Origin of the sequence: Ralstonia sp. SET104 (assembly GCF_003851545.1) — a bacterium.
Classification (GTDB): Bacteria; Pseudomonadota; Gammaproteobacteria; order Burkholderiales; family Burkholderiaceae; genus Ralstonia.
Genome location: NZ_BHVX01000004.1, coordinates 67,638 through 94,183 on the forward strand (window position 1 = coordinate 67,638; position 26,546 = coordinate 94,183).

General features: G+C 63.3%; 29 protein-coding genes. 11 read left to right on the forward strand and 18 right to left on the reverse strand.

The window, feature by feature from the left end:
* Positions 1 to 50: 50 nt before the first annotated feature.
* The 3 genes from PSUB009319_RS06725 to PSUB009319_RS06735 form a co-directional block, all read right to left on the reverse strand.
* Complete coding sequence (locus PSUB009319_RS06725; RefSeq protein ID WP_124381467.1) at positions 51 to 1,349, reverse strand: ergothioneine biosynthesis protein EgtB; 1,299 nt, start codon at positions 1,347 to 1,349, stop codon at positions 51 to 53.
* A gap of 65 nt (positions 1,350 to 1,414) precedes the next feature.
* Complete coding sequence (gene egtD / locus PSUB009319_RS06730; RefSeq protein WP_124381670.1) at positions 1,415 to 2,461, reverse strand: L-histidine N(alpha)-methyltransferase; 1,047 nt, start codon at positions 2,459 to 2,461, stop codon at positions 1,415 to 1,417.
* A 172-nt stretch (positions 2,462 to 2,633) separates the two neighbouring features.
* Positions 2,634 to 2,813 carry a hypothetical protein gene (locus PSUB009319_RS06735; RefSeq protein ID WP_124381468.1) on the reverse strand — a complete coding sequence of 60 codons (180 nt, stop codon included), beginning with the start codon at positions 2,811 to 2,813 and terminating at the stop codon, positions 2,634 to 2,636.
* Between the two features lie 163 nt (positions 2,814 to 2,976).
* Between PSUB009319_RS06735 and PSUB009319_RS06740 the strand changes: the two genes are divergently transcribed.
* The gene (locus PSUB009319_RS06740; protein WP_124381469.1) at positions 2,977 to 3,669 is read left to right on the forward strand and encodes a TerC family protein; all 693 of its coding nucleotides are present in this window, start codon (positions 2,977 to 2,979) and stop codon (positions 3,667 to 3,669) included.
* Here PSUB009319_RS06740 and PSUB009319_RS06745 read toward each other — a convergent pair.
* Complete coding sequence (locus tag PSUB009319_RS06745; protein ID WP_124381470.1) at positions 3,666 to 4,664, reverse strand: threonine dehydratase; 999 nt, start codon at positions 4,662 to 4,664, stop codon at positions 3,666 to 3,668. The two genes, PSUB009319_RS06740 and PSUB009319_RS06745, sit on opposite strands and share 4 nt — an antisense overlap.
* A 216-nt stretch (positions 4,665 to 4,880) precedes the next feature.
* Here PSUB009319_RS06745 and PSUB009319_RS06750 point away from each other — a divergent pair, with 216 nt between their 5' ends.
* A complete protein-coding gene (locus PSUB009319_RS06750) occupies positions 4,881 to 5,675 on the forward strand; it encodes a thymidylate synthase (protein WP_124381471.1) in 795 nt (264 codons plus the stop codon).
* On the forward strand, positions 5,672 to 6,175 hold the full coding sequence (locus PSUB009319_RS06755) for a dihydrofolate reductase (protein WP_124381472.1): 504 nt from the start codon (positions 5,672 to 5,674) through the stop codon (positions 6,173 to 6,175). Before PSUB009319_RS06750 ends, PSUB009319_RS06755 begins: the two co-directional genes overlap by 4 nt.
* A gap of 65 nt (positions 6,176 to 6,240) precedes the next feature.
* On the opposite strand, the gene pmbA is transcribed toward PSUB009319_RS06755, so the two are convergent.
* Entirely contained in the window at positions 6,241 to 7,626 is a 1,386-nt protein-coding gene (pmbA, locus tag PSUB009319_RS06760) for a metalloprotease PmbA (RefSeq protein ID WP_124381473.1), read from the reverse strand.
* An 82-nt stretch (positions 7,627 to 7,708) separates the two neighbouring features.
* Between pmbA and yjgA the strand changes: the two genes are divergently transcribed.
* Both yjgA and mog read left to right on the forward strand, forming a co-directional pair.
* Positions 7,709 to 8,323, forward strand: a complete 615-nt coding sequence (gene yjgA / locus PSUB009319_RS06765; RefSeq protein ID WP_306308026.1) for a ribosome biogenesis factor YjgA — start codon at positions 7,709 to 7,711, stop codon at positions 8,321 to 8,323.
* A complete protein-coding gene (gene mog / locus PSUB009319_RS06770) occupies positions 8,320 to 8,958 on the forward strand; it encodes a molybdopterin adenylyltransferase (protein ID WP_124381475.1) in 639 nt (212 codons plus the stop codon). The genes yjgA and mog overlap by 4 nt, the downstream gene beginning before the upstream one ends.
* A gap of 3 nt (positions 8,959 to 8,961) precedes the next feature.
* Here the strand turns inward: mog and orn are convergent, their stop codons facing one another.
* A complete protein-coding gene (gene orn / locus PSUB009319_RS06775) occupies positions 8,962 to 9,621 on the reverse strand; it encodes an oligoribonuclease (protein ID WP_124381476.1) in 660 nt (219 codons plus the stop codon).
* A gap of 64 nt (positions 9,622 to 9,685) precedes the next feature.
* Here orn and PSUB009319_RS06780 point away from each other — a divergent pair, with 64 nt between their 5' ends.
* From PSUB009319_RS06780 to PSUB009319_RS06790, 3 genes are read left to right on the forward strand one after another with little or no spacing between them, the layout of a single operon-like run.
* Positions 9,686 to 10,945 (forward strand): M48 family metallopeptidase, encoded by a 1,260-nt coding sequence (locus PSUB009319_RS06780; protein ID WP_124381477.1) that lies wholly within the window; start codon positions 9,686 to 9,688, stop codon positions 10,943 to 10,945.
* Positions 10,942 to 11,889, forward strand: a complete 948-nt coding sequence (rsgA, locus tag PSUB009319_RS06785; protein ID WP_124381478.1) for a ribosome small subunit-dependent GTPase A — start codon at positions 10,942 to 10,944, stop codon at positions 11,887 to 11,889. The genes PSUB009319_RS06780 and rsgA overlap by 4 nt, the downstream gene beginning before the upstream one ends.
* Positions 11,890 to 11,918: 29 nt before the next feature.
* Complete coding sequence (locus PSUB009319_RS06790; RefSeq protein ID WP_124381479.1) at positions 11,919 to 12,233, forward strand: hypothetical protein; 315 nt, start codon at positions 11,919 to 11,921, stop codon at positions 12,231 to 12,233.
* Between the two features lie 32 nt (positions 12,234 to 12,265).
* On the opposite strand, the gene PSUB009319_RS06795 is transcribed toward PSUB009319_RS06790, so the two are convergent.
* From PSUB009319_RS06795 to rpsP, 6 genes are all read right to left on the reverse strand, one after another.
* Positions 12,266 to 13,207, reverse strand: coding sequence for a CobD/CbiB family protein (locus PSUB009319_RS06795; protein ID WP_124381480.1), 942 nt, complete (start codon positions 13,205 to 13,207; stop codon positions 12,266 to 12,268).
* A 108-nt stretch (positions 13,208 to 13,315) separates the two neighbouring features.
* The gene (locus PSUB009319_RS06800) at positions 13,316 to 14,011 is read right to left on the reverse strand and encodes a CoA pyrophosphatase (RefSeq protein ID WP_124381481.1); all 696 of its coding nucleotides are present in this window, start codon (positions 14,009 to 14,011) and stop codon (positions 13,316 to 13,318) included.
* 105 nt (positions 14,012 to 14,116) lie between these two features.
* On the reverse strand, positions 14,117 to 14,503 hold the full coding sequence (rplS, locus tag PSUB009319_RS06805; protein ID WP_004629138.1) for a 50S ribosomal protein L19: 387 nt from the start codon (positions 14,501 to 14,503) through the stop codon (positions 14,117 to 14,119).
* A 73-nt stretch (positions 14,504 to 14,576) separates the two neighbouring features.
* Positions 14,577 to 15,365: a tRNA (guanosine(37)-N1)-methyltransferase TrmD gene (trmD, locus tag PSUB009319_RS06810; protein ID WP_124381482.1), complete on the reverse strand. Its 789-nt coding sequence runs from the start codon at positions 15,363 to 15,365 to the stop codon at positions 14,577 to 14,579.
* Positions 15,366 to 15,388: 23 nt separating this feature from the next.
* Complete coding sequence (rimM, locus tag PSUB009319_RS06815; RefSeq protein ID WP_374704186.1) at positions 15,389 to 16,030, reverse strand: ribosome maturation factor RimM; 642 nt, start codon at positions 16,028 to 16,030, stop codon at positions 15,389 to 15,391.
* A 46-nt stretch (positions 16,031 to 16,076) separates the two neighbouring features.
* Positions 16,077 to 16,331 carry a 30S ribosomal protein S16 gene (rpsP, locus tag PSUB009319_RS06820; protein ID WP_004629147.1) on the reverse strand — a complete coding sequence of 85 codons (255 nt, stop codon included), beginning with the start codon at positions 16,329 to 16,331 and terminating at the stop codon, positions 16,077 to 16,079.
* 588 nt (positions 16,332 to 16,919) lie between these two features.
* Between rpsP and PSUB009319_RS06825 the strand changes: the two genes are divergently transcribed.
* Positions 16,920 to 17,309, forward strand: coding sequence for a hypothetical protein (locus PSUB009319_RS06825; protein ID WP_124381483.1), 390 nt, complete (start codon positions 16,920 to 16,922; stop codon positions 17,307 to 17,309).
* 241 nt (positions 17,310 to 17,550) lie between these two features.
* Entirely contained in the window at positions 17,551 to 18,006 is a 456-nt protein-coding gene (locus PSUB009319_RS06830) for an NINE protein (RefSeq protein WP_124381484.1), read from the forward strand.
* On the opposite strand, the gene PSUB009319_RS06835 is transcribed toward PSUB009319_RS06830, so the two are convergent.
* The 3 genes from PSUB009319_RS06835 to PSUB009319_RS06845 all read right to left on the reverse strand — a co-directional run bounded on the left by PSUB009319_RS06835 (position 18,007) and on the right by PSUB009319_RS06845 (position 21,397).
* Positions 18,007 to 19,131: a PA0069 family radical SAM protein gene (locus PSUB009319_RS06835; protein ID WP_124381485.1), complete on the reverse strand. Its 1,125-nt coding sequence runs from the start codon at positions 19,129 to 19,131 to the stop codon at positions 18,007 to 18,009. It lies immediately after the preceding gene.
* Between the two features lie 82 nt (positions 19,132 to 19,213).
* A complete protein-coding gene (locus PSUB009319_RS06840) occupies positions 19,214 to 20,833 on the reverse strand; it encodes an alkaline phosphatase (RefSeq protein WP_124381486.1) in 1,620 nt (539 codons plus the stop codon).
* Positions 20,834 to 20,899: 66 nt separating this feature from the next.
* Positions 20,900 to 21,397 carry an Lrp/AsnC ligand binding domain-containing protein gene (locus PSUB009319_RS06845; protein WP_009238635.1) on the reverse strand — a complete coding sequence of 166 codons (498 nt, stop codon included), beginning with the start codon at positions 21,395 to 21,397 and terminating at the stop codon, positions 20,900 to 20,902.
* 122 nt (positions 21,398 to 21,519) lie between these two features.
* Here PSUB009319_RS06845 and PSUB009319_RS06850 point away from each other — a divergent pair, with 122 nt between their 5' ends.
* Entirely contained in the window at positions 21,520 to 22,809 is a 1,290-nt protein-coding gene (locus PSUB009319_RS06850) for a D-amino acid dehydrogenase (protein ID WP_124381487.1), read from the forward strand.
* Positions 22,810 to 22,874: 65 nt separating this feature from the next.
* Here PSUB009319_RS06850 and PSUB009319_RS06855 read toward each other — a convergent pair whose 3' ends face one another.
* The 3 genes from PSUB009319_RS06855 to PSUB009319_RS06865 form a co-directional block, all read right to left on the reverse strand.
* The gene (locus PSUB009319_RS06855; protein ID WP_124381488.1) at positions 22,875 to 24,659 is read right to left on the reverse strand and encodes an acyl-CoA dehydrogenase; all 1,785 of its coding nucleotides are present in this window, start codon (positions 24,657 to 24,659) and stop codon (positions 22,875 to 22,877) included.
* A 169-nt stretch (positions 24,660 to 24,828) separates the two neighbouring features.
* The gene (locus PSUB009319_RS06860) at positions 24,829 to 25,764 is read right to left on the reverse strand and encodes an electron transfer flavoprotein subunit alpha/FixB family protein (protein ID WP_124381489.1); all 936 of its coding nucleotides are present in this window, start codon (positions 25,762 to 25,764) and stop codon (positions 24,829 to 24,831) included.
* 17 nt (positions 25,765 to 25,781) lie between these two features.
* Positions 25,782 to 26,531 carry an electron transfer flavoprotein subunit beta/FixA family protein gene (locus PSUB009319_RS06865; protein WP_124381490.1) on the reverse strand — a complete coding sequence of 250 codons (750 nt, stop codon included), beginning with the start codon at positions 26,529 to 26,531 and terminating at the stop codon, positions 25,782 to 25,784.
* Between the last annotated feature and the right edge of the window lie 15 nt (positions 26,532 to 26,546).

Below are 26,546 nucleotides of genomic sequence, written 5' to 3' on the forward strand. Positions count from 1 at the left end.
CAACAAAAAAACCCTCGCCAAAGCGAGGGTTAGGGAATGCGTTGCGCACATCAAAGTGCGCAGGTTCGGAAGCCGATGAAGACATCGTCGCGCTCCGGCAGCACGAAACCCCGGAAACGCGGGTGACGCGCACGCAGCGGCGTATGCGCCGCTGCGCCGCGCACGGCCTGCATCGTCATGAAATGCGTCGCAGACAGGCTCGCCACGCGACCTCGCGGCACGCCCGGCACGAAATCCGGATAGGGCTCGAATGGTGAGGAGGTCCACTCCCATACCTGCCCCCAATGAAAACCAGCGCGGCCCTGCACCGCAGCCATCTCCCATTCGTCTTCGGTCGGCAAGCGCCGGCCAGCCCAGCGGCACCACGCCTGCGCTTCATACAGGCTCACGTGGCGCACAGGCTCATCGCGGTTGATCGTGCGTGCCTGGCCGTAGCGCAGCGCCTGCCAAGTCCGCGTAGCCGGATCACGCTGCCAACCCAACGGCGCGGAGCGCTCCTGCATCATCAGCCACTCCATGCCCGCCGGCGACCACCACTGCGGATGGTCATAGCCGCGATCTTCGATGAACTCCAGGTATTGGCCGTTGGTGACCGGCTGCGCGTCAATTTCATAGGCTGGCACATAGGTGCGATACGGCGGACATTCGTTGTCGAAGACAAAACCATCGGCGTCGGGCCAGCCCATCTGGAAGCGACCGCCCGGCATCGACAGCGTCTGCGCAGCAGGCACAGCCACGGCGGCCAAGGGCGGTTGCCCAGCGGGTTGCAAGCCGAGCACCTGCAGCAAGCCATGCAGATGTTCGGCGCGCAGATCTTCATGGAAGACCGCCCAGCGGAATGGTTCGAGCGCCGCATCGTCATCGGTGCCGAGTGTGGCGAGCTTGCGCAGCACGCGGTCGAGCACGTCATGCGCATACTGCTTGATCGCCGCGATGCCGGGCAGCGTCAGTTCCCAGCACGCCTCGGGCGGCATGCGATCCATATCAAAGAAGCTGTCAGCGCCGTCGAGCGCGGCGGGCAGCGTGGCTTGCCAGAGCGCCAGGTCCCATTCCGTGCCGGCGCCGTCTTTAATGGTGTCGCTGCCATTGCGACGCGGCTCGCGCAGGCACCAGAATTCGGCAAACCAGGCAAGTTGGCCCAGCGTCCAGAGCGGCGGCGCGTGATGCTCCACGCGTTCAATCTGCCAGCCACGCTGGGTATCGCCAAATGCAGACAGCAACGCAAGCGTGCGATTGCGCGCGTCGACAAGGCTGTGCGCCAGCCCCAGGCGCGGAAGACGGCGGCCGTCGGTCCAGTCGGGAAGCGATCCGATAAAGGTCGGATCGGGAAGCATGAAGAATTCAGCCATCGCGGCAAACCTCGGGCGGGAATCGGCCCATTATCGCACTGGCTCCCCAGCCCTTTGCGGCGCGACTAGCGACCGACGCTGGCGTGGCAGACAGCAAAATTGCAGTCAACGTCTGTCCAGGCATGCAGGCCTTCAAAACCGGCGCCGGCAAACATCTCGTGCAGGCGCGGCAAGTCGTATTTGACGGAGTTTTCAGTATGCATGCGCTCGCCGGCGGCAAAGGCGCGCGCATGCTCGCCCCAACGCACCGTCACGTCGCGCCGGGCTTCCAGGTGCATCTCAATACGATGTGCCTGCTCGCGATACTGCGCGACATGGCGCCAATCGCGCACGTCGAAATCCGCCCCCAGGAGACGATTCAGGTTGCGCAGTACGTTCAGGTTGAACGCAGCCGTCACACCGAGCGGATCGTCATAAGCAGCCTCGAGCCGATGCCGGTCTTTGATGAGATCGATGCCCATCAGCACGCTGTCGCCCGGCGCAGAAGCTTCATGCAGGCGCGAGAGGAATGCCCCCGCTTCTTCCGGCGTGAAGTTGCCCAGGCTCGAACCCGGGTAGAACCACACGCGGCGCCCATCGCCCACCACATCGGGCAACACCAGCGGCGCGCACAGATCGGCGCCAATGCCGACCATCGGCAACCGCGGATGCTGGCGCGCAAGCCCCCGCAGCGTATCGCGCAGAAAATCCGCCGAGATATCGATCGCCACATAGCGCGACGGCGCGAGCGTACGGAACAGGCGCGCGGCCTTTTCACAGTTACCAGCACCGAGGTCAATCAGCGTCGCGCCGCGGCCAACCCGCAATGCGATCTCCGCTGCGTGCAGGTTGAAGATGGCAGCTTCGGTGCGCGTCGGGTAGTACTCGGGCAGATCGGTAATCGCTTCGAACAGGCGCGAACCCAGCGGGTCGTAAAAGAACTTCGGGCTGATGCTGGCCGCCTTGGCGAGCAAACCGGCTTCTGCCTCAGCACGCAGCGCAGCGTCGTCTTCCGTAAACAGTTGGTAGAAGGTCAGGCCAGCGCCCACGGCATCGACCGTGGGCTGGGGCTGGATCAGACGGGCCAGCGCGCGGTGGGCATAGGCATCGGCGGACGGCTTAGTGGCCTGCATGGTGTCTCCCGTTGTGGGTGGAACGGCACGGTGCTGCATGGTCATGAGGGCCATCGACAGCGAGAAATGTGCCATCGCTCCTATGCCATCACCGCGCGCCGGTGGCGCACAGGTGAAATTGCAGCGTAGACGCCGCTTTGTGACAGCGCCACCGTTCTTTCGCCGGAGGCGATCACAACGCGGCATCGCGCCGATCGTAAAAATCACCCACGCCGCTGAAAAAATCACGCACACCGCCACGCCATGCCGATGTTGCGTTTTTGCAGCGCAACATCGGCTCGCTGCGATATAATTCGCCCTTCCTCAAAGGGGAGTAGCTCGGGGGCTCTTCAGCCCCAGGCACGATCGTCATGACGAAGCTCACGCTTCCGGTCGTGCCGGCACCAGCAGGTTCCTAATCTGCTCGTGTCGAGCAAGACCTTTGCAACCGGATTTCATGGTCTGCAAAGCGTCTCGCCCCAGCACTCCATGCAGTTCGGTCAACCGGATTTTTATTTGTTTGACTTGGAGCCACCATGGAATGGTTGTCTGACATTTTCACCATGCAGTTTGCTGCCGCGCTGGCATCGATCATCGTGATCGACCTCGTGCTTGCGGGCGATAACGCCATCCTCATCGCGCTGGCCGCGCGCAATCTGCCGCCCGAGCTGCAGAAGAAAGCCATCCTGTGGGGTGCGGCCGGCGCCATCGTCGTACGTGCGCTGATGACGCTGGCGGTTGTGTGGCTGCTGAAGATTCCGGGTCTGATGCTGGTGGGCGGTTTGGCGCTGGTGTGGATTGCGTGGAAGCTCCTGGCTGACGACGGCCAGAACGGTGACGAACACGGCGCCAGCAGCACCACGCTGCTGGGCGCAATGAAGACCATCATCATCGCCGATGCGGTGATGGGCATCGACAACGTGCTCGCCATTGCCGGCGCTTCCCACGGCAGCTTCCTGCTGGTGGTGCTGGGCTTGCTGATCAGCGTGCCCGTGGTGGTGTGGGGCAGCGGCGTGGTGCTGCGCCTGATCGAACGTTTCCCGATCATCATCTACGGCGGTGCGGCGGTGCTGGCTTATACGGCAGCGCACATGATCGTGGCCGAACCCGTCCTCAAGCCGCTCTTTGCTGCGCAGCCGCCGCTTAAGTGGGCGGTGTATGGGGTGGTGTTCCTGATCGTGCTGGGCGGCGGTTGGCTGGTGCAACGTCGCCGCCAACAACCCGCTTAAGCCACGATGGGCTGACCGGCGAGCACACGCGCCAGCTTGGCGCGATCAATGTTGCCGCCGGTCAGTGGCAGGCCGACGCGCCGGCCGGCAATCTGCCCTCGCTGCTGCCACGCGCCCGCGAGGGCCGCGGCGGCGGCGCCTTCGGCCACGTTATGGGTAGTCGAGAAATACAGGCGGATGGCCTCTGCCACTTCATCGTCCGTCACCGCAATGATCTCGTCGACTCCAGCGCGGATCACCCCCAGCGCATTCGCGTCCGGCGTGCGGCACGCCAGCCCGTCAGCCAGCAGCGTCGACACCGGCGACGACACTGCTTCACCGGCTGCGAACGACTGCTCATAACATCGCGCATGCGCCGAAACGACTCCAACAATGCGCGTCGATAACCCAAGCGCATTGCGCGCACGTACCGCCGCGCAAATCCCCGAACCCATGCCGATCGGCACATAGACCACATCCAGCGGTGCGGCCTCGAAGAACTCCAGCCAGTAGCTCGCCACCCCGACGACTAGATCCTCGTGATACGAGGGCACCAGGTGCAGGCCGCGTTCGGCAGCCAATTGATCAGCCACCTCGCGGCTCGCCTGGAAATCATCGCCCGCTTCGATCAGCTCTGCGCCAAGCGCGCGCATGGCGGCGTTCTTCTCGACGCTATTGCCGTGCGGCACGACGATGGTCACGGTCATACCGTTCTGACGCGCCGCCAAGGCGATCGACTGGCCATGATTGCCACGCGTCGCCGCGATCACGCCGCGTAACGCCGGCTCACGACTGCGCAGCGCGTGCAGATAGGTCAATCCGCCCCGCACCTTGAACGCGCCCACTTCCGTGTGATTCTCATGCTTCACCCATACCGCCGCGCCCATGGCTTGCGAGAGCAACGGCCAGCAATATTGCGGCGTAGGCGAAATCACCGCGTGGACGACATCGGCGGCGGCGCGCAGATGGCGCAACTCAGCGGCACGGTCGAGTGAGGCGACGGCAATGGGCGACATGGCGTTTCTCCAACGGACAATTCGAAGCGAAGGCCCCATTCTGCCGAGCTTCTCCGCCCGGCAACATCGACAATTCCGCGCTTTGCCAGCCCAACCGTGCCGCCCATTCGACCGGGCCAGTTTCCAGACACCGCCGGTACAGTCGACGCCGCGCCGCTCACGTTACAATGCGGCTCATTCGATTTCTGATCGCTCTGCCTCTTTGCCCGCGCCCGCATGCAGCCCTATCTCGACCTGATGCGCCATGTCTACGAACATGGCACCGACAAAGCCGACCGAACCGGCACCGGCACGCGTTCCGTGTTCGGGCACCAGATGCGCTTCAACCTGCAGGACGGCTTTCCGCTGGTGACCACCAAGAAGGTCCACATCAAGTCCATCGTTTATGAACTGCTGTGGTTCCTCCAAGGCTCGACCAACGTGCGCTGGCTGCAGGACAACGGCGTGACGATCTGGGACGAATGGGCCGATGCCGATGGCGAACTGGGCCCCGTCTACGGTTCTCAATGGCGCTCTTGGCCGACGCCCAACGGCGAGCACATCGACCAGATCGCCGAGCTGATCGCGCAAATCAAACGCAACCCCGATTCGCGCCGGTTGATTGTCTCGGCCTGGAACGTGGCCGACATCCCGCGCATGAAGCTGCCGCCCTGCCACGCGTTCTTCCAGTTCTATGTGGCCGACGGCAAGCTGTCATGCCAGCTCTACCAGCGCAGCGCCGACATCTTCCTCGGCGTGCCGTTCAACATCGCCAGCTACGCGCTGCTCTTGCACATGGTGGCGCAACAGACCGGCCTGGACGTGGGTGATTTTGTCTGGACCGGCGGCGACTGCCACCTCTACAACAACCACTTCGAACAGGTGGAGACGCAGCTCGCGCGCGAACCGCTGCCGCTGCCAAAACTGCACATCAAGCGCAAGCCCGAGAGCATCTTCGATTACCAATACGAAGACTTCGAGATCGTCGGCTACCAGAGCCACGCTGCGATCAAAGCACCGGTGGCGGTATGACGACTCTGACCTTGATCGTCGCCCGCGCGCGCAATGGCGTGATCGGCCGCGACAACACGTTGCCCTGGCGCTTGCCCGAAGACCTCGCACACTTCAAGCGCACGACCATGGGCGCGCCAATCGTGATGGGCCGCAAGACGTACGACTCGATCGGCCGCCCGCTGCCGGGTCGGCGCAACATCGTCGTCACCCGCAATGCCAAACTCGAATTGCCCGGTTGCGAGATCGCGTATTCGATGGAGGACGCGCAGCGCCTGTGTGTGGGTGTCGAGCAGATCTTCCTGATCGGCGGCGCGCAACTGTATGCCGATGCGTTGCCCAGCGCAGATCGCCTGATCATCACCGAGATCGACGCCGATTTCGAAGGCGATGCGCACTTCCCCATGCCGGACCCGAAGGTCTGGCACGAAGTCGCACGCGAGACACATCACGCGGCAGCACCCAACGATTTCGACTACGCATTCGTTACTTACGAACGGCCGCCTTCAGACGAGCAGTAACCGGCGGCAGGTAACAAAAAAACGCGCTCAGCTTCGAGCGCGTTTTTCGTTTGGGCTGCAGCGGCTTACTCGCCGGCAATCGTCATCTGTTCAATCAGGATCGAGCCGGTTTCCTTCGTGCCGCGCACCAGCGCATCCGCGCCGATGGCGACGATCTGGCGGAACATCTCGCCCAGGTTGCCGGCAATGGTGATCTCCTCCACCGGATACTGGATCACGCCATTCTCGACCCAGTAGCCCGACGCACCGCGCGAGTAATCGCCCGTCACGTAGTTCACACCCTGGCCCATCAGCTCAGTCACCAGCAAACCCGTGCCCATACGGCGCAGCATGCCGGCAAAGTCGTCCTCGGGCTGCGTCTTGTCGGAGAACAACGTCAGATTGTGCGAACCGCCCGCGTTGCCGGTGGTCTGCATGCCGAGCTTGCGTGCGGAATACGTCGACAGGAAGTAGCCCTCCACCACGCCGTTCTTGACCACATCGCGGCGCTGCGTGCGCACACCTTCTTCATCGAACGGCGCACTGCCCATGCCGCCCGGCACGTGCGGGGCTTCCTTGATCTGCACGTGCGGCGCGAAGACTTCCTTGCCCAGCGTATCGAGCAGGAACGTCGACTTGCGATACAACGCGCCGCCCGACACCGCCTGCACAAACGCACCCAGCAGGCCCGCGGCCAGCGGTGCCTCGAACAACACCGGGCACTTGCGCGTCGTCAGCCGACGCGCGGACAAACGCGCCAGCGCGCGTTCGGCCGCGTACTTGCCGATGGCTTCCGGTGCGGCCAGATCGTCGGGCGAGCGCTTGGACGAATACCAGTCGTCACGCTGCATATGCGCACCCGACCCGGCAATCGGCGCTGCCGAAATAAAGTGCCGCGAATACGGATAGCCCGCCATGAAACCGCGCGACGTGGCCAGCACGAAGTGCGAATGCTGCGCCGAGATGCTCGCGCCATCGCTGTTGCGGATCTTCGGGCTCACGGCAAAGGCAGCGGCTTCAGCGGCGCGGGCGATCTCGACAGCAGCTTCGGCATCGATCATCCACGGGTGATAGAGCTGCAGGTCGCGCGGCTGCTTCTCCAGCAGTTCCTCTTCGGCCAGGCCGGCGCAATCGTCGTCAGCCGTAAAGCGCGCGATGTTATAGGCCGCTTCCACCGTGGAGCGCAGCGCGGCCGGCGAAAAATCCGACGTGCTGGCGTTGCCGCGCTTCTTGCCCAGCATGACCGTCACGCCGACGATCTTGTCGCGGTTCTGCTCGATGGTCTCGATTTCACCCTTGCGCACCGTGACCGACAGGCCTTGGCCCTCGGAGATTTCCGTTGCGGCATCGCTGGCACCGAGTTCGCGTGCAATGCGCAGCACATCGGTGGCCATCTCTTCGAGCTGTTCGCGGCGGTAGGCAAACACGGCGCCGGTTGCATTGCGGATCTTGGAATCGAGCGTTTGAGACATGGGCAATAAAGGGAGAAACGAGTGCCGCGATTTTGGCAAAAGCGGGCGGAAGCGCCCATCATAGCAAGATACAATGCGCGCCATGAGCCGAGCATCCCGACACAACCCCACGTACCTGCAACCCGTCGTGCGCACCGACATCGGTGACGAGGACGATCCGGATACGCCCAAGAGCAAATCGCAGCGCAAGCGCGAGGTGAACGCCCTGCAAGACCTGGGCACCGCCCTCGAAGCGCTGCCCAAGGACAAACTCGCCAAGGTGCCGCTGCCTGAAAAGCTGGTCGATGCCCTGCGCGAAGCCAAACGCACCACCGCACACGAAGGCAAGCGCCGCCAGATGCAGTACATCGGCAAGCTGATGCGCGCCCTGACCGACGAAGAGGTCGAGGCCATCCGCCGCGTGCTGGCCACTTTCGTCGGCGCCTCCAGGGCTGAAACCGCCCGTCTGCACGCCATCGAGCGCTGGCGCGACCGCCTGATCGCCAGCGATGACGCCATCACCGAGTTCATTGCAGCGCACCCGGATACGGACGTACAGGCCCTGCGCACGCTGGTGCGCAATGCGCGCAAGGAAGCACAACTGGCGAAGCCGCCCAAGTCGTCGCGAGAGATTTTCCAGATGGTCAAACAGACCCTGGATGGCAATGACCGTGACGACGAAGCCGATCAACCCGAAGCCGAAGACGACGAAGCATGACTGCCTCCGCACCGATCCCCCGCCGCCACCCCGACGAACTGATCGTCGGCTTTGTGTCGATTTCGGACCGCGCCTCGGCCGGCACGTATCAGGATGAAGGGATTCCGGCGCTGCGCGACTGGTTTGGTGTTACGCTGTCGTCGCCGTGGCAAGGTGTGGATCGGCTGATTCCGGACGATCAGGCCGTGATTACCGAGACGCTGATCGACCTCGTAGACCACGCTGGCTGCGATCTGGTGTTCACCACCGGCGGCACCGGCCCGACGCGCCGTGATGTGACACCCGAGGCGACGCTGGCCGTCGCGACCAAGGAAATGCCGGGTTTCGGCGAGCAGATGCGCCAGATCAGCCTGAACTTCGTTCCAACGGCGATCCTGTCGCGTCAGGTGGCGGTGATCCGTGAAACGCCGTCACGCGCCACGCTGATCATCAACCTGCCCGGTCAACCGCGCGCCATCAAGGAAACGCTGGAAGGCTTGAAGGATGTAGAAGGCCGCGCCACGGTGCCCGGTATTTTTGCGGCCGTGCCCTACTGCATCGACCTGATCGGCGGCCCATACATTGAGACGCACGACAGCGTGGTCAAGGCCTGGCGGCCCAAGCACGCTGTGCGCGCAAAAACGCTGCAGGTTTAACGCTTAGGGGGCCACAGAAGACGCCAGCGCTTCAGCGTCCGGCGTCTGAGGGACGTCGCGAATGAAGTGCTCGCGGTAGTAACGCAGTTCCTCGATCGACTCGATGATGTCTGCGAATGCCGTGTGGCGCTGGTGCTTGGTAAAGCCCTTCGCAATGGCCGGCTGCCAGCGCTTGCACAACTCCTTGAGCGTGGAGACATCCAGGTTGCGGTAGTGGAAGTACTCCTCGAGCTTGGGCATGTAGCGCGCCATAAAACGACGGTCCTGACAGATGGAGTTGCCGCACATCGGCGACTTGCTCTTGGGCACCCATTTCTTGAGGAAAGCCAGCAGTTCCGCTTCCGCTTCCGCTTCCGTCGTGGTCGACGCCTTGACCTTGTCGATCAGTCCGGAGCGGCCGTGCGTGCCCTTGTTCCAGGCATCCATGCCGTCGAGCAGTTCGTCGGATTGATGGATCACCAGCACCGGGCCCTCCGCCAGCACATTCAGCTCAGAATCGGTCACCACCACGGCCACTTCGATGATGCGGTCGTTCTCGGGGCTCAGGCCAGTCATCTCCATGTCGAGCCAGACCAGATTGTTGTCGCTCTTGGCGGCAACGCGATTGGGGATCGAAGAGGATACGGCGGACTGGAAGGTGGACTGGGAAGCGGGGGTACTCACGCGAGGGCCTTGAGAAAATGACTGAAGGCTATAATTTTCGCATATCTGATAGGTGTTTCCCCACATGCCCGCCTTTACTGCCGTCTTCCTGGTCGCCCTTGTATTGATGTCCGCCACACGCCTGTGGCTGGCTGCGCGTCAAGTCCGTCACGTGGCACGCCACCGCAATGCCGTACCCGCGCAGTTTGCCGAGTCGATCACGCTGGACATGCATCACAAGGCCGCGGACTACACCATCGCCCGCACCCGTCTGGCGATGCTGGAAGTGCCGGTGCAGGCCGCCTTGCTGATCGCTCTGACGTTGCTGGGCGGGCTGAACTGGATCAATCAGGCATGGCTGGGCGTGTTCGGGCCGGGCTATGCGTACGGCGTGGCGCTCATAGCATCGGTCATCGTCATCAGCAGCGTGATCGAGCTGCCGTTCTCGCTGTACGCGCAGTTTGTCGTCGAAGAGCGCTTCGGCTTCAACCGCATGACGCTCAAGCTGTGGTTGGCCGACAACCTCAAGGGCCTGGCTATCGGCGCCGTGCTGGGCTTGCCGCTGCTGCTGGCGGTACTGTGGCTGATGGACAAGATGGGCACGTACTGGTGGCTTTACACCTGGATCGTATGGATGGCCTTCATGCTGTTCGTGCAAGCCATCTACCCGAACGTCATTGCGCCGCTCTACAACAAATTCACGCCGTTGCAGGATGAGGAAATGCGCTCGCGCATCGAAAGCCTGCTCAAGCGCTGCGGCTTTGCCAGCAAGGGCCTGTTCGTGATGGACGGCAGCCGCCGTAGCGCACACGGCAATGCGTATTTCAGCGGCTTTGGCGCAACCAAACGCATCGTCTTCTTTGACACGCTGCTCGCCCGCCTGAACCCGTCCGAGATGGAAGCCGTGCTCGCGCATGAACTCGGTCACTTCAAGCGCCACCACATCACCAAGCGCATCGCCGTGACGTTCGCGTTGAGCCTGGGTGCGCTGGCGCTGCTCGGCTGGCTGATGACGCGCACGTGGTTCTACCTGGGGCTGGGCGTTGCGCCCAACCTGTTCTCCGACAACCATGCACTGGCGCTGATGCTGTTCTTCCTGGCGCTGCCAGTGTTCACGTTTTTTGTCTCGCCGCTGGCGAGCCTGTCATCGCGCAAGGATGAGTACGAAGCGGATGCCTTTGCTGCCGAGCACGCCGACGCCCAGCAACTCGTCTCAGCGCTGGTCAAGCTGTTCCAGGACAACGCCTCGACACTCACGCCGGACCCGGTCTACTCAACGTTCTACTATTCGCACCCAAGCGCATCGCAGCGGGTTGAGCGCCTGGTGCAGGCCCGCGCAGCATGACGCGCGGCAAACCAAGCCGCGCCCATAAGCACGCTGCCACCGGCGAGCACGGGCTCGTCATCGCCGCGCACGGCCGCCACTACCTGGTAGAGCGCGAAGGCGGCGGTTTCCTGCAGTGCTTCCCGCGCGGCAAACGCAGCGAATGCGCCGTCGGCGATCACGTCGTCTATGAGGCCACCGCCGTCGACCAGGGCGTCGTCGTGCGCGTGGATGAACGCCGTAACCTGCTCCACCGTTCCGACCAGTTCAAATCGAAGGTACTGGCCGCCAACCTGGATCAGGTCATCATCATGCTCGGCACCGAACCGAGCTTCTCGGAAGACCTGCTCGGCCGCGCGTTGGTGGCCGCAGAATCGCTCGGCATCACGCCGCTGATCCTGCTCAACAAGATCGACCTGACTGCACGGCTGGAGACGGCGCGCTCGCGCCTGGCGTTGTATCGGGAGCTTGGCTACGCAATCGTGGAACTGACGGTGCATGGCGCGCCGCAAGCCGCGCACGCCGCGCTGGAGCCGCATGCGGCCGGACGCGCGTCGATCCTGATCGGGCAGTCGGGCATGGGCAAATCGTCGCTGCTGAATCTGCTGATTCCGGGTGTCGATGCACAAACGCGCGAGATCTCCGAGAAGTTGGATTCCGGCAAGCACACGACCACATTCACGCGGCTCTATCACCTGCCCGCCGAATGGGGCCAGGGTGGCGTGCTGATCGACTCGCCGGGCTTCCAGGAATTTGGCCTGCATCACCTGAGCGAAGGCATGCTCGAACGCGCCTTCCCCGAATTCCGCGCGCATCTGACCGAATGCCGCTTTTATAACTGTCGGCACCTGCAAGAACCCGGCTGTGGCATTCTGGGTGCGATGGCCGAAGGCAAGATTGATCCGCGCCGGCACCAGCTCTACGCGCAGCTGCTGCACGAATCTGAGCAGCAAAAGCCCTGGTAGCGACCGACGATACGTTCAGGGAGGCACAGATGAAACTGTTGGTAAGCAGTCCATCGCTCGGCATGGCGGCGCACTGGCAGAACGTGCTGTCTGCTGCCGGCATCCGTACCGAACTGCGCAACATCTACCTGAGCAGCGTGGCGGGTGACGTTCCGCCGCAGGATTGCGCAGCGCAAGTCTGGCTGCTAAACCCGGCGCAGGAAGCCCAGGCGCAAGCGCTGCTCGATCAAGCGCAACATCCGCCAACCGGCCCGGCTTGGCGCTGCGCACATTGCGCGGAGCGTCACGAACCGCAGTTCGCCCAATGCTGGCGCTGCGGCAAAGACCGCGAGGATGCGGCCTGATTGTTCGCCCGGCGATTCAGCGTCCTGCCGTATCAGCCCAGCCACACGGCGATCGACAGCATCGCGAGCAGCAGCATCCACAGCACCACCGCGCGCCACACCAGCCCCACGGCCGATTGCAGCGTGCGAACGTTCGGCTCCTGCCCCACTTCCATCGGATAGGCGCCATCCTCGTCGGCGATGCTCTCGGCAGAATCGCGTTGCGCAATGGGAGTACCGAGGCGCACGCCGAGTGCACCGCCGCCCGCTGCCAGCAGGATGCCGTTCACCTCGTCGCTCCACTTGGCGGCGCGGGTGCGCCACGCGTACACCGCATCTTCAAAGTTGCCGACGATGGCAAAGCCGACCGCAGTCAGACGCGCCGGGACGTAATCAATAACGAAGAACGCCTGCCGAGCAAACAGGCCGAGTGCGGGGCTGCGCTCCGTCGACACGTCGCTCCAGTGGCGAGCCAAGTACTCGGCGCCGCGGTACAGCACCACACCCGCTGGCCCGATCGGCACCAGAAACCAGAAGAACACACCGAACACATGACGATGCGCCGCCACGATCGCGCATTCCAGCGTATGGCGAACGATCTCATTGACCGGCATGTCGGTCGTATCCTGCCCCGACCACTCGTTCAGCAGCAGACGCGCAGTGACAACGTCATCGCTGCGCAGCGCCTCATGGATGTCGGTGAAGTAATGGCTGAACTGGCGGAAACCAAGCGTCAGATAGACCATCAGCACGTTCCACAGGAACGCCAGCCCGAAGCTGATCGACGACAGCAGATAGTGCACCAGCGCCACGACCACTACAGCCGGCAGCGTAACCACGCACCAGGCGAGCACCGCATCGCGGCGATTTCCGGTGTCGAACCACTCTTCTGCCCGCGCGGCCAGTGCGCGCACGACGTCATAGATGGGGTTGTCCCGGCTGAGCGCACGGAACTGTTCGAGAATCAGCGCGCAGAGTACGGAGAAAAAAGTCATTGGAGGGGCGTTGCGAAGGCGTGAATCACGCCATGAATGCGATGTGCAAGACGATAGCACACAGCGTGCGCGCAACAGCGCACTATGGGGCCCATATTCGCGCCGGCGCTACGCTGCCAGCAGGTGATACAGGTTGCGCAGCATGCCCGCCGTCGCACCCCAGATAAAGTGGTGACTGGCGCCGGCCTCTCGATCGGAACGACGATATGGCATCGCGTAAAACCGGCGCACACGGTCTTCCCAACGCAACTCGCGTATTTCGTGGTTGGCCGGGTCCATCAAAAAGGCGAGTGGCACTTCAAACACTTCGGCCACCTCGCTTGGGTCCGGCTGCAGCGTGAAATCGGGCGTCAGCAATCCGACGACCGGGCTCACATGGAAACCCGTGCCGGTGATGTAATCCGGCAGGCGGCCGATCACTTCGATGTGATTTGCGCTGATGCCCACCTCTTCCATCGTTTCGCGCAGTGCCGTATCGACCATGTCCCGATCAAACTCTTCACGCCCGCCGCCGGGAAAGCTGACCTGACCCGCATGTTGACTGAGCGACGCATTGCGCTGGGTCAGCAGCACCGTCAGGCCCGGCTCGCGCTGCACCAGCGGCACCAGCACAGCGGCCTCCCGCAGTTTGAGCGAGGCGTCGATCAGGCGGGATTCATCCGTCTGCTCCGGCTGCCAGTCGGGCTGGGCCTGCAGCCGCTCGCGCACGAACCCGGCCGTCAACCGCACGGCCCCGAGCGCCGGCAATGATGCCTCTGTCGGCACCACCGGCAACTGCTCAGGGTCGAACACGGGACGGCGCATCGGATGGAGACTGGAATTGTTGTGAGTGGAAGACACGTGGGGTCAATCTTCCGCCGCAAAAGAGAAAAAAGGCACCCGAAGGTGCCTTTTCGCAACGCGCGCAGATTACTCCGCAGCGGCTTCCTTGCGCTTGAAGGTCAGCTTCTCCTTGATGCGTGCCGACTTGCCCGAGCGTTGGCGCAGGTAGTACAGCTTCGCACGGCGCACATCGCCGCGACGCTTCACTTCGATGCTGGCCAGCAGCGGCGAGTACAGCTGGAACGTACGCTCCACGCCTTCGCCCGAAGAGATCTTGCGAACGATGAACGACGAATTCAGGCCACGATTGCGCTTGGCAATCACAACGCCCTCATACGCCTGCACACGCTTGCGAGTGCCTTCAACGACGTTCACGTTGACGATCACGGTATCGCCAGGGGCGAACGGGGGGATCGTCTTGTTGGCCGTCAGGCGCTTGATTTCTTCCTGCTCGATTTGCTCGATGAGATTCATCTTTTTCTCCTTGACCATCATGCCGGCGTTTTGCCCGATCCATGGATCGCGGCCCCGGTAGAGGATGGGAACTTCACTTGGCCGAGGCTTCCGGTATGGAAGCATCCGGCCCCTTTGCCGTCGTCGCCGCGGCAGCGAGGAAAGCCTCATCGCTGCGGGACAACAAACCTTGCTTGCGCGCTGCGTCGATCAGATCGGGCCGCTTGCGCGTTGTATTCAACAGCGCCTGCTGGCGGCGCCACTTCTCGATCTCGGCATGGTGACCACCCAGCAGCACATCGGGCACTCGCACGCCTTCGTACTCTTCCGGCCGCGTGTAGTGCGGGCAGTCGAGCAAGCCATTGACAAAGCTGTCCTGCACCGCTGACTGCGCATCGCCCAGCACACCGGGCAGTTGCCGTACTACGGCGTCGATGATCGCCATCGCTGCAATCTCACCACCGGAGAGGACGAAATCGCCAAGGCTGATTTCCTCATCCACGCGACGATCGACCAGACGCTGGTCGATCGCCTCGTAGCGCCCGCACAGCAACGTGAGCGCCGGCAACTGCGCCAGCTCCATCACCCGCTTGTGCGTGAGCGGCTTGCCCTGCGGCGAAAGCAACACCACATGCGAGGCCGCCGGCGCTTGCGCCTCGTGAATCGCGTCAAGCGCGGCTTCCAGGGGCTTGGCCAACATCACCATGCCGGGGCCGCCGCCGTAAGGCCGGTCGTCCACGGTACGATAGTTGTCCGTCGTGAAATCGCGCGGGTTCCAGGTGCGCAACGTGTACACCTGCTGCTTGGCTGCGCGGCTGGTGATTCCCCAGTCCGTCAGCGCCCGGAACATGTCCGGAAACAGCGAGACGACGTCGAACTGCATCGCCGAATTCTCCGGCCGCATGTTCAGTAATCCAGACCCCAGTCGACGACGATGCGCTTGCCTGCCACATCCACCGACTTCACGTAAACCTCAACAAACGGCACGAGCCGCTCGACCTCGCCCTCACCGACGATACGCAAGATTTGATGCGCACCGTTGTCGATCAAGCCTCCCACCGTACCAAGCGTTTCCTGCTGCTCGTTGACGACCGTGGCGCCGATCAGATCGACCCAGTAAAACTCATCATCGTCTGGCTCGGGAAAATCGGCCCGGCTAACCCACACGGCATAGCCACGCAGTGCCTCGGCGACATTGCGATCGGGCGCGGCAGGCGAACCCGCCACCACCGTGCCGCTGTGCTCGCGCGACGTGCCAACGGGAAACACCCGCCAGTCCGTCGACGTTGCCAGCGCGCCAGTAGCGGGTTTGAGCCACCAGGTCCGGGCGTGCAGCAGCGCGTCTGCGTCGCCATGCAACTGGACCTTGATCCAGCCGCGAATACCATAAGCACCCCCGACATAACCCACCTCGATGAGGTCATCGGGGAGCGTCGGGTTGGTGCCCTCGCCCGGGCGCATGGCTTGCAGACGCTCCGCAACCTTTTGCGAGATTGCCTGCGTTGCAACAGCCACAGGACCGGGCCGTGTCGATGCAGCGCGCGTCATAGCAGGAAGTGCTCGGACGGCACCGTCGATCGACGCATGCTGAAACTCAGGCAGCAGCCTTCTTGGCGCCTTGCTTCACCAGGCGAGCAACCGTCGGCGACAGTTGTGCGCCCACGCCTTCCCAGTAGGTCAGGCGGTCTTGCACGATGCGCAGACCTTCTTCGCCTTCACCGGCGAGCGGGTTGTAGAAACCGACGCGCTCGATGAAACGGCCATCACGGCGGTTACGCGAGTCGGTCGCAACGATATTGAAGAACGGGCGCTTTTTGGAGCCACCGCGGGCCAGACGGATCACGACCATGGATCTTTTCCTTGAAAAACTGGGTATGCGTACAGAGAAACACGTAAGTATAGCGTAATTTTCCCGACCAAACAAACACTTAGGCTTGGCGAGCGCCGTCACCAATGGCTCGCGGTGCGCAAAACCTACTATTGGCCCTGCGGCGTTGCTTTGGGCGCTGCTTTGGGCGCCGATTTCAGCGGTGGCAAAACTACCAACCCGATCGCCCCGCGTGCCGAATGCGCCACGCCAGAGCGACAACAGCCTGTGAGCATGGCATGGCGTGATAGCAATCTCTGCGGGTCGACGGTTTCGCGCATGGTGCAGGCTCGACGGCATCGAGAATGCGGCTCAGCAAGTATCGGCGACTTGGCGGGCACCGTGTCGTGTATCGCATCCGCTACAGCGAAAAATGCCCTGAGCGTCGCCTCTCGCCCGGGCAAAGCGTGCACGAAACATCTCGTTACACGGGTAACGTTCGCACAGTGGATGCACGCTGAGTGAAGCCTTACATTGACAGGCATGAACACGCGCTGCCGACCTCTCTCGCACACCCCGGAAGAACGCGGCGCGTGGCGCTTTCGAATCCTTGCCCGACAGGAGATAGCCATGCCGATCCGCGCATTGCTTCACCCCTTGGCGGCAGGCGTTCTGATCGTCGCCTCTGCGGGCGCTGTGGCTGCCAACGCATCGGCGCATCAAGCCGCCGTCGCCTTTGCTGAATCCGCCGTGCCCGCATGGACGCAAGCGGCGCAGAGCATGCCGCAGAAACGCCCGCTGGTGGCGCAATTTTTTGCGGATGCCCATAGCGACCAGGCCGCCCGCATCCGTGCGCAGATGGAGCGCATGGAAGCACGCGCCCGCGCCGACGATCGCCTGAACGGTCGCGTACAACCTCGCGACGGCGGCGGCCGGGGAGACTGGCAACAGCAAGAGCGCATGCGCCAAGAACGCGGCAACGGCGATCAAGGCAACTGGCGCGGCTCGCGTCGGGGCTGAGGCGTATACAGCGCCACATTTCGCATCCTGAAGCTCGCTGGAGGACACCCCGGGCCGTACTGGATTGCAGGGACGCACGTTACAGGCGCCCCACCCCGCGACCGAATTGACGGCCACTTCCTCCGGTTGCTGATGCGTCTTTAGGACGCGTTCCTGGCGCCGCCATTTGGCTGCATGGCGGTTGATGTTGGGCGTAGAATGCGCGGCGCTGTGTTGCCTTGCCGTGTGTTCGCGCCCTGCCATGCCTACGACCGCTCTCCAAAAAAAATCCAAGCTGCTGACCGTACTGCTCGCCTTCCTGTTTGGGAGTGTGGGCGCGCATCGTTTCTACCTCAAAGGCGGACGCGACTTCTGGGCGTGGTCGCAAGTGCTGGCTATGGTGCTTGGCGCGGTTGGGGTGGCACTGCTGTGGTCGACGCAGCGCGCGAGCATCCCAGGCTGGGTCTGCGCGATTATCGGCGGATCTTCAGTGCTGGCGGGCTATCTGTCGGCGCTGGTGTATGGCCTGCGCCCCGACGAAAAATGGGACGCACAATTCAATACCGACGGCACACCCACGCGCTCGGGCTGGCCTGTCGTGCTGTTGAGCATCCTCACATTGATGATCGGCACCGGCCTGCTGATGGCGGGTTTGGCCATCACCTTCCAGACATACTTCGAAACGCAGGTGCAGGCAGCGAAGGCGTTGTCGCAGTAATCAGAACAGACTGCCCTGACGCTCGTCGACCGGTTTCTTTGGTTTGACGGGTCGCGCGGGCGGTTTGAACTGCGATGTGTCGAGCACCAGCTCGTTGTAGCGGTGGTAATTGAAGCCGAGCTTGTCGGCGGCCTTGTAGAAGCGCTGCCGCAGCAGATCGGCCCAGATACCTGTGCCACGCATGCGCGTGGCGAAATCCGCCTTGTAGTCTTGGCCGCCGTGCAGATCGCGGATGCGGTTCATCACGCGTTGCGCACGGTCGGGAAAATGCGCGCTCAGCCAATCCTGGAACACTGCGTTCAGCTCATTTGGCAGCCGCAGCACGATATAGCTCGCGTAAGTGGCACCCGCCTCGCGCGAGGCCTCCAGAATCTGCTCCATGTGGTCGTCGGTGACGAAGGGGATCATCGGCGCGACGCTCACGCCCACGGGAATGCCCGCCTCGGCCAACGCGCGAATGGTACGCAGGCGGCGCGACGGTGTGGCCGCGCGGGGCTCCAGCCTGCGCGCCAGATCCGAGTCCAACGTCGTGATGGTCACCGCTGCGACGACGAGGTTCTTGGCCGCCATCGGTGCGAGCAGATCGATGTCGCGTTCGATCAATGTCGACTTGGTGATCAGACCGACCGGGTGATCGCAATCGTGCAGCACTTGCAACACCTCGCGCGTGACGCGCAACTCGCGCTCGATCGGTTGATATGCGTCAGTGTTCACGCCAAGTGCGATCGCCTCACAGCGGTAGCCGGGCTTGGCCAGCGTCTCGCGCAGCACCTCGGCAGCATTCGTTTTCGCGAATAACTTCGTCTCGAAATCGAGCCCGGGTGACAACTCCAGATACGCATGCGTCGGCCGCGCAAAGCAGTACACACAGCCATGCTCACACCCGCGATACGGGTTGAGCGACACGCCAAACGGAATATCCGGCGACTGGTTGTGGCTCAGGATCGAGCGCGCGCGTTCGATGGAGACCGTGGTCTCGATACGCGTCGGCGTACCGTCCGGATCGAGCTGCGCGACAAGCGGCTGCCAGCCGTCGTCAACGCGCGTGCGTTCATCGCGTTCGAAACGGCCTTGCAGATTAGAAGTGGCGCCGCGCCCCTTGCGTGGGACGTGGCGATCGAACATATCGGACACAGCGGAAAAGATCGGATGCGGGGGCTTGCTGATCCTATCGCATCCGGCCCCGCTCCGCTGTGTGTGGCGCGGGCTACGCTTCCGGGTCGAGCTTCACTTCCCAGAGCGATTTGCCGTCGAGATCATGCAGCGACACGTGCATCGTGCGGGTCGCCGGATCGATCTTGGCGCGGCCGTAGTACTGCTGTAGCGCAGCCGGCGATTGATTTTGCGGATTGTCTTTCGGGATGCTGATGTAACGCAGGTCCGGCCCGAAAGTCTGATCAACCTCATTCGGCCCGAACGTGCCCGCGTTGATCGGCCCGCCGACAAATTCCCAGAACGGCTTGAACTCCGTGAACTTGGCGCGCGACGGATGGTAGTAAGTGGCCTGCGCGTAGTGCACATCGGCCGTCACCCACACCACGTTCTGAATGTTCTCCTGCTTGATGAAGCGCAGGATCTCGGCCAGCTCCAACTCGCGGCCGGACGGTGCGCCGTCATCGGCATTGGCCCATGCCTCATAGGTGCCCTTTGGCACATCCGGATTCAGATCGGGCACCACCAGCGAAATCGGCATGTCACTGGCGATCACCTTCCACGTCGCCTTCGATTGCTTGAGCGATTGCTTGAGCCACGCCGTCTGCGCCGGGCCGAGGAAAGCGGAATCGGCATCGAGCCTGGTCTGACGGTTCGGCGAATTGCGGCCTCGATAGCTGCGCTCATCCAGCATGAACACGTCGAGCAGCGGGCCGTACTGGAACGCGCGGTAGATCTGCTCGGGGTCGATCGGGTTGAAGCGGAACGGGTTGTATTCGAACATCGCCTGACGCCCACGTGCGGCCAGCACCGATGCACTGCGCTCCTGATAGCGCTTCTCTTCGGGGCCGATCTGTTGGCCGGGATACCAGTTGTTGCGGACCTCGTGGTCGTCCCATTGCACAAGGAACGGCACTTCAGCGGCAAAGGCGCGCTTGTTCTTGTCGAGCTGGTTGTACGCGAAGGCGCCGCGGTAGTCATCAAGCGTTTGCGCGACGTGCGACTTGGCCTCGGTGACGAGGTTGGTCCACATCGAGCCGTCGGGCAGCTTCACTTCGGCCTGGATCGGGCCATCTGCGTAGATCTGGTCGCCAGAGTGGATAAAGAAGTCGGGGGATTCGCGGCGCATTGCTTCATACAGGCGATAGCCACCGAAGCGTTCGTTGATGCCCCAGCCTTGGCCGGCTTCATCGCCAGAGAACACAAAGCAGATCGGGCGATTGGCGTGCACGGGCGCGGTATGGAAGCGGCCGATAACGGGCTCGCTGAACGCTTTCTCGTGCACTAGATCCTGAAAGCGGACGCGGTAGAACAGGTCGGCGCCGGCGGGCAGACCGGTCAGGTCAACACGCGCAGTCAAACCGCTGCTCTCAGCCGCCGTTGGGCCAACACGGCGCACGATTTTCTTGAAAGCGGCATCGGTCGAATACTCGACGATCATGCGTGCCGGGCGATCCGTGCGGCTCCAGACGATGGCGCTGTCGGCCGTCACATCGCCACTCATCACGCCGCCCGGCAGTTGCGGGCGCAGACGTTCGGCGGTGACTGCTGCTGGCGCAACGCCCTGGGCTAGCACGTCGCCGATACGCGAGCCAAGCAGTGCAGTGCCGCTGGCGCAGACAAGACCCTTGATGAGCGTGCGGCGGGTCGGCTTGAAGATCGGGTGATCGGACATATGGGGCTCCGGTGTCGGTGGGGAAGATCACTAACCAGCCTAAGATGCCTCCATGACAGCGCTACGTCACCCGCCCTCTTCCGTCACGTCGATGGCGAGCGTCTCCTTGATCTCCTCCATCACGATGTAACTCTTGGACTGCACAGCGCCCGGCAACTGCAGCAGGATGTCGCCGAGCAAGCGGCGGTATTCGCCCATCTCGCGGATGCGCGCCTTGATGAGGTAATCGAAATCGCCCGAGACCAGGTGGCACTCCAGCACCTCCGGGATGCGCAGCACTTCGCGCCGGAACTGCTCGAACATGTTGCCGGATTTGCTGCCCAGGCTGATCTCCACAAACACCAGCAGCGAGGCGCCCAGCATGGCCGGGTTCAGCCTCGCGTAATACCCCAGGATGAAGCCCTCGCGCTCCAGCCGCTTGACGCGCTCGATGCACGGCGTGATGGTCAGGCCGACAGCCTCGGACAACTCCTTCATGGAGAGTCGGCCGTCCTTCTGCAGCAGGTCGAGGATGCGTCGATCGAGCTTGTCGAGAGCCCGGACGGGCTTGCGTTGGGTTCGCATGGTTAAAAACACCGCAAAATAAAAATTGTTCCTGTTTTATGAAAATATACAGAAACAATGACTGGATAGGTACGAATACGATAGCGACATCTATCGCAAATGCATCTCCGGGGAGTATCACCATGCGCGTGCTTGTTCTTGGCAGTGGCGTGATCGGCGTCACCAGCGCTTATTACCTGGCCCGCGCCGGCCATGAAGTCACCGTTGTCGACCGTGAAGCCGGTCCGGCGCTGGAAACGAGCTTTGCCAACGCTGGGCAAATCTCGCCGGGCTACGCATCGCCATGGGCCGCACCGGGCGTGCCGCTCAAAGCCATCAAGTGGATGTTCCAGCAGCACGCGCCACTGTCGATTCGCCCCGACGGCACGCTCTTCCAGCTCAAATGGATGTGGCAGATGCTGCGCAACTGCGACGCCGCCAGCTACGCGCAAAACAAGGAGCGGATGGTCCGCCTGGCCGAATACAGCCGCGACTGCATCCGTGACCTGCGCGCCGACACCGGCATCGCCTATGAAGGCCGCCAGCAAGGCACGCTGCAAGTCTTCCGCACGCAACAGCAACTCGACGGCGCCGCGAACGACATCGCCGTGCTCGAGCGCGCCGGCGTGCCCTACGAACTGCTTTCGCGCGAAGACCTCGTGCGCAGTGAACCAGGCCTGGCCTCGACCCGCCACAAGCTGGCCGGTGGCTTGCGCCTGCCCAATGACGAAACGGGCGACTGCCAACTCTTCACCACGCGCCTGGCCGCGATGGCCGAGAAGCTTGGCGTGCGCTTCCGTTTCAACAGCACCGTCAACAGCCTGATCTTCAAGAACGATGCCGTGCGCGGCGCGCTGGTCGATGGCCAACCGATCGACGCCGATCTTGTGGTCGTGGCGCTGGGCAGCTTCAGCACGCCGTTCCTGAAGAATCTGGTGAGCGTGCCGGTGTATCCGCTCAAGGGTTTCTCGATCACCGTGCCGATGACGGCTGCGGAAAAGAGCCCCGTCTCCACCATCCTGGACGAAACCTACAAGGTGGCCGTCACGCGCTTTGACGACCGCATCCGCGTTGGCGGCATGGCGCAGATCGTTGGCTACGACAAGCGCCTGGACCCAGGCAAGCGCAAGACGCTGGAGTTCGTTGTCAACGATCTGTTCCCGGGTGCGGGCGACGTGTCGCGCGCTTCGTTCTGGACCGGCCTGCGTCCGATGACGCCGGACGGCACACCCATCGTCGGCCAGACGCCCGTGCGCGGTCTGTGGCTCAACACCGGCCATGGCACGCTGGGTTGGACCATGGCGTGCGGCTCGGGCAAGCTGCTGTCCGATCTGGTGTCGGGCCGCTCGCCGGCCATCCGTGCGGATGATCTGTCGGTGCATCGCTATCTGGGCGGGGCCCCGATGCCCGCAACCAAGCCTGCGTTGGCTTGACCGTTTGCCGCATCAACGAAAAAGGGAGGCCGAAGCCTCCCTTTTTTCATGCCCGCCAATGCGGCTTAGAACTGCACTTCCGGCACTGCGCCGATGGTCTCACCGCCCGTCAAGACCGACTGCGCAATACCAGGCGCCTGCGTGAGCAGCACCTCGGCAAACACACGCGCCGTGGCGATCTTGGCGCCATAGAAGTTCGGGTCTTCGCTCTCGCGGTCGATGGCCACCAGCAGCGCACGCGCCATCTGCCAGCCCGACAGCACGATGCCGCACAAGCGCAGATACGGCACGCTGCCCGCGAACACGGCATTCGGCTGCGCCTTGGTCTGCGCCACCACGAAACGCACCACCGCCTCCATCGCCTCGCGGCCCGCAGCCAGACGCGCACGCATCGCCTCGCAATGCGCGCCACCCTTGGCGGCGAGCGCGGCTTCCACCTTGGCGATTTCCGCACAGATGCCCAGTGCCACGGCACCGCCATCGCGCACCGTCTTGCGGCCGATCAGGTCGTTGGCCTGGATGGCCGTGGTGCCTTCGTAGATCGGCAGGATACGCGCGTCGCGGTAGTACTGCGCGGCGCCCGTCTCTTCGATGAAGCCCATGCCGCCGTGCACCTGCACGCCCAGGCTCGTCACGTCGATCGACATCTCGGTGCTCCAGCCCTTCACGACCGGCACCAGGAATTCGTACAGTGCTTCGTTTTGCTTGCGCGCAGCGTCATCCGCGGCGTGATGGCCGGCATCGCATGCAGCGGCGGCCACGTAGGCCAGCGCGCGGGCGCCTTCGGTCATGGCCCGCATGGTCAGCAGCATGCGCTTGACATCCGGGTGATGAATGATCGCAACGGCCTTGGCCGCCGAGCCATCCACCGGGCGGCTCTGCACACGGTCACGCGCATAGGCCACGGCCTTCTGATACGCGCGCTCCGACACACCGATGCCCTGCATGCCCACCGCATAGCGCGCGGCGTTCATCATGATGAACATGTACTCCAGGCCGCGGTTCTCTTCGCCGACCAGCGTGCCGATGGCGCCACCGTTGTCGCCGAATTGCAGCACGGCCGTCGGGCTCGCCTTGATGCCGAGCTTGTGCTCGATCGACACGCAATGGGCATCGTTGCGTGCGCCCAGCGAGCCGTCTTCATTGACAAGGAACTTCGGCACCACGAACAGCGAGATCCCCTTCACGCCTTCCGGCGCACCCGGCGTACGCGCCAGCACGAGGTGGACGATGTTCTCGGCCATGTCGTGCTCGCCCCAGGTGATGAAGATTTTCGTGCCGAAGATCTTGAACGTGCCGTCACCCACCGGCTCGGCGCGCGTGCGCACAAGCGCGAGGTCGGAGCCGGCCTGCGGCTCGGTCAGGTTCATCGTGCCCGTCCATTGGCCAGAGATGAGCTTGGGCACGAACAGTTGCTTCTGCTCTTCCGTGCCGGCTGTGAGCAATGCTTCGATGGCACCATCGGTGAGCAGCGGGCACAGCGCGAACGACAGGTTGGCCGAGTTCAGCATCTCGATGCATGCCGTGGCAATCAGCTTGGGCAGGCCCTGGCCGCCGTACTCGAGCGGGTGCTGCACACCCTGCCAGCCACCTTGGCCGAATTGCTGAAAGGCTTCCTTGAATCCGGCAGTGGCCGTGACAGCACCGTCCTTCCAACTGCTCGGGTTGCGGTCGCCCTCCACATTGAGCGGAGCAACGACTTCTCCGGTAAAGCGTGCGCTTTCTTCCAGCACGGCTTGCGCGGTGTCGGCGGTGGCATCCTCAAAGCCGGGCAGTTTGGCAACGCTGTCCAAGCCGGCCAGTTCGTTCATCACGAACAGCATGTCCTTGACGGGGGCTTGATAGGTCATGTCTCTCTCCAATCCTTCGTTAAGCGCGATCAGGACAGTCGCCACCGGGGTTCGGGGCGCGCTCTCCTGATGGCGCTCGCGCATGAAAAAGCCGTTTCCAAACGGGTCGGAAACGGCTTCGCGTGGGACGTTACGATGCGCCCTGCATCAGGCGCACCGCGCGGTTCGATCAGCCCAGCGCGCTTACCAGCTCCGGCACCACAGCGTTCAGATCGCCCACCAGGCCGTAGTCAGCCACTTGGAAGATCGGCGCTTCCGGATCCTTGTTGATCGCGACGATCACCTTGGAATCCTTCATGCCGGCCAGATGCTGGATCGCGCCCGAGATGCCGACGGCGATATACAGCTGCGGCGCGACGATCTTGCCGGTCTGGCCAACCTGGTAGTCGTTCGGCACGAAGCCGGCGTCCACGGCGGCGCGCGAGGCACCGAGTGCCGCGCCCAGCTTGTCAGCCAGCGGCGTCAGCACCTTGGTGTAGTTCTCGCCCGAGCCCACGCCACGGCCACCCGACACGATGATCTTGGCGGCGGTCAGTTCCGGACGGTCGCTCTTGGTTACTTCGCGCGAGACGAATTGCGAGATACCGGCATCAGCCACGGCGGTCAGGGCTTCGGTTGCGGCCGAGCCACCGGTGGCGGCAGCCGGGTCGAATGCCGTGCCGCGCACGGTGATCACTTTCACCTTGTCGGCCGATTGCACAGTGGCAATCGCGTTGCCGGCGTAGATCGGGCGCTCGAAGGTGTCAGGGCTGTCGACCTTGGTGATGTCGGACAGTTGGGCCACGTCCAGCTTGGCGGCCACGCGCGGCAGGATGTTCTTGCCGTAAGCAGTGGCGGGCGCCAGGATGTGGCTGTAGTTGGCGGCAACGGCCAGGGCCTGCTCGGCGACGTTTTCGGCCAGGCCATCGGCAAACTGGGGCGCGTCGGCCACCAGCACCTTGGTCACGCCGGCGATCTGCGCGGCGGCCTGGGCGGCAGCGCCGCAACCTGCGCCAGCCACCAGCACGTGGACGTCGCCGCCGCATTGAGCGGCTGCCGTCACGGTGTTCAGCGTCGCGGCCTTGATGGATTGGTTGTCGTGTTCAGCAATAACGAGTGCAGTCATGTTTTCTCTCCCCGCGCTCAGATAACTTTGGCTTCTGTCTTCAGCTTGGACACCAGCGTGGCCACATCGGGCACCATCACGCCGGCGCTGCGCTTGGCGGGCTCAACCACCTTCAGCGTCTTCAGGCGCGGTGCAACGTCCACGCCCAGGTCTTCCGGCTTGACCGTATCAAGCTGCTTCTTCTTGGCCTTCATGATGTTCGGCAGCGTCACGTAGCGCGGCTCGTTCAGGCGCAGGTCGGTGGTGACCACGGCCGGCAGCTTGACCGACAGGGTTTCCAGACCGCCATCCACTTCACGCGTGACCGAAGCGCGGCCATCGGCAACCTGCACCTTCGAGGCAAAGGTCGCTTGCGGCAGACCAGCCAGCGCAGCCAGCATCTGGCCGGTCTGGTTGGCGTCGTCGTCAATCGCCTGCTTGCCCAGGATGATCAGTTGCGGCTGTTCCTTGTCGACCAGCGCCTTGAGCAGCTTGGCCACGGCCAGCGGCTGCAGGTCTTCGCTCGTTTCAACCAGGATGCCACGGTCGGCGCCGATGGCCATGGCGGTGCGCAGGGTCTCCTGGCACTGCGTCACACCGCACGATACGGCGATGACTTCGGTAGCCACGCCCGCTTCCTTCAGGCGGACCGCCTCTTCCACGGCGATCTCGTCGAACGGGTTCATGCTCATCTTGACGTTGGCCAGATCGACACCGCTGCCGTCGGCCTTCACGCGAGCCTTCACGTTGTAATCGATCACGCGCTTGACTGCGACCAGGACTTTCATGCGCTCACTCCACTA